Consider the following 2793-nt stretch of genomic DNA (forward strand, 5'->3'; position numbering starts at 1 on the left):
CCCGCCACCCCGTGCCCGAGCGCCCCGCCGCCGAGGGCCGCGAACGCCGCACCGCCCACCGCCAGCAGGATCACGTTGGACAGGCCGTCCGAGATCTGGAGGGCCGCCGAGTTGGCGCCCGCCTCCTCCGGGGCGGACAGCTTCAGCAGCAGCACGCTCGTCGACGCGATCACCAGTCCCATGCCGAGACAGCCGAAGGCCCAGGCCACCGCGACGATCCAGACCGGCACCGAGTGGATCAGGACGGTCGGGGCGGTCGCGATCGCGGCGGCCACGAGCAGCATGCCGACCACCACGAGCCGTTCGCGGTACGGCTCCGTCCACGGCCGGGACTGCACGTAGGAACCCAGCGCCCAGGTCGCGCCGCCGACCGCGAGCGAGAGGCCGGCCAGCGTCGGGCTCAGGCCGCGCTCGGTGACCAGCATCAGCGGCACGAAGGACTCGGCGGCGATGAAGGAGCCCGCCGAGATGCCCCGCAGCAGCACCACGGACGGCAGCCCGCGGACCGCCCGGTAGGTGCCGCGCGGCAGCAGTCCGAGCGCGGCGGGGACGAGGAGCGCGGCCCCGGCCGCGGCCGGGAGCAGCGAGAGCCAGCGCAGGTCCTGCGTCGCGTACTGGAGCAGTCCGGCGCCTACGGACAGCGCGAGCGCGAGCCGGATGCGCCGCCGGTCGTACGGCGGGACCGGAGCGGCCGGATCGGCCGGGCCCGAGGCGGTGCGGCGGATCTCCGGGAGGGCGAGGGCCAGCGGGAAGGCGACGAGGGCCGGGATGCCGAGGAAGACCCAGCGCCAGCCGAGGTGCTCGGTGATCGTCCCGGAGGCCAGCGGGCCGACGACGGAGGGGACGACCCAGGCCGCCGCGAACGCCGCCATGATCGCGGGTCTCAGGTGTTCGGAGTACGCCCGGCTGACCACCACGTAGAGCGCGACGATCACCAGTCCCCCGCCGAGGCCCTGTACGGCGCGGCCGAGGATGAACAGCCACATCGTGCCGGCGGTGCCGGAGAGCAGGAGGCCCGCGGCGAAGGCGGACATGCCGGTGGTGAGCGCCGCGAGCGGCCCGGCCCGGTCGGACCACTGCCCGGCCAGGACCATGCCGAAGAGGCTGGTGGTGAAGTACGCGGAGAAGGCGAAGGCGTAGAGGGGGATGCCGTGCAGCTCGCGCGCCGCGACGGGCATGGCCGTTCCCACGGCGGTCGCCTCGAAGGCGATGAGCAGGACGACGGAGACGATGCCGATGCTGAGCGCCCGGTGCCCCCGGTCCAGCACTGATCCGTCCGCGAGGGTCGGACCTGCGGTTTCTCTGATCGGGGCGACGTCGGCGTCGCGGGGCTCCAAGGCGCTCATGCCCTTCAGAGTAAGGGCCGAACGAGCAAATGGCCCCTGTCGGGAGTCGCGATCCCCTCCTCCCTTGGTCGTAGGCCCGGCCCGTCCGTGCGGGGCCGGTCGTGAACGGCGTGTGGCAGTCGTGTTGCCGCCCGCCCGGATCCCTTGAGCCCCTTCCGCCCCCGCCCTACGGTCGTTCCAGAGCACAACACGACCGTGTGCCCGAGTGGTTCAGGGGCTCGACTGCAACTCGAGTTACGTCGGTTCGATTCCGATCACGGTCTCTGGAGGATCCGCGCAGGACCGCTGCGCGTGTGCCGGAGTCCCGCCGGCAGACGCGCGACGACCCTGCGGCGGCCGGTGGTCCCGAACCGGCCGCCGCAGGGATCTCCGTATCCGCCGCGCGCCCCTCCGTGCCCGCACCGTGCGGGCACGACCTCGCCCGCCGTGCGGGCACGACCTCGCCCGCCGTGCGGGCACGGTCACGCACGCCGTGCGGGCACGGTCACGCACGCCGTGCGCGCACGACCGGACCCACCGTTCCCGGCCCCGCGCCGCGAACGTGCCGGGGCGCTCCCGCGCCCTGTCTCCACACGGCCCCTCCCCCACCGCCGCCGGTCCTCTCCCTCCCCTTGAGTAGGCTCCTGTTGCCCTCGCGAACGGCAGGGCGACCGACAGGGGGGATTCAGACGTGGAACGGCCGCGCCCGCACGAGGAGTCCGCGCGGCGGATCGGCCCGTACCGGCTCATCACCCGTCTCGATCCGCCCCAAGGCCACACGCCCTGCCGCCGGTTCGTCGCCCGCAGCGCCGACGGCGGCCGTACGGTGCTGCTCAACGCCCCGCTGCCCGGCGCCGATCCCGCGCGCTTCCTGGCGGAGGCACAGGCGGCACAGCGGCTGCTCGGCCCCTGGATCGCCCCGGTGACCGAGGTGTCCGACACCCCGGCCTCCCCCTGGTGCACGACGCCCTATCTGCCCGCGCTCCCGCTGCCCGTCGCCCTGGCCGTCCACGGCGGGCCGTTGCCGGAGGAAACGGTGCGGGCCGTCGGTACCGCGCTCGCCGAGGCACTGGCCGCCGCCCACGCGCAGGGGGTCACGCACGCCGGTGTGTCCCCCTCCGCCGTCCTGCTCACGGCCGACGGGCCGCGACTCAGCTGCTTCGGCGCGGTCCGTGCGGCGGCGCCGGAGGGAGAGCCGCGGGCCGGACTGCCCGGCCTCGAACCGGGCACGCTGGCGCCGGAACAGACGGCGGGCGGACGACCCCGGCCGGCGGGCGACGTCTACGCGCTCGGCGCCGTCCTCGCGTACGCCGCCACCGGGCACACCGTGCCGGAACGATCCGAAATCCCGCCCGGTCGTCCGCCCGCCGTCTGTTCCGGCGCCAGCGTGCCCGGTTCGAGGCCGGGCAGTCCGGCCCGCGGCTCTCCCTCCGGCGCCGCCGCACGGACCGCGCCGAAGCAGCTGAGT

Annotated in this window: 2 protein-coding genes and 1 tRNA gene; 2 read left to right on the plus strand and 1 reads right to left on the minus strand. The window is 75.2% G+C overall.

The features are described from left to right. A partial coding sequence (locus tag EAO71_RS35135; RefSeq protein WP_147981884.1) for an MFS transporter occupies positions 1-1346 on the minus strand: 1346 nt, incomplete at its 3' end. Between the two features lie 191 nt (positions 1347-1537). Here EAO71_RS35135 and EAO71_RS35140 point away from each other — a divergent pair. Both EAO71_RS35140 and EAO71_RS35145 read left to right on the plus strand, forming a co-directional pair. Further along, a tRNA-Cys gene (locus EAO71_RS35140) sits at positions 1538-1609 on the plus strand. A gap of 407 nt (positions 1610-2016) precedes the next feature. After that, positions 2017-2793: protein kinase family protein (locus EAO71_RS35145; protein WP_147981885.1), on the plus strand; the 777-nt coding region annotated here is incomplete at its 3' end.

The organism is Streptomyces sp. MS191 (genome assembly GCF_008042125.1).
GTDB lineage: Bacteria > Actinomycetota > Actinomycetes > Streptomycetales > Streptomycetaceae > Streptomyces.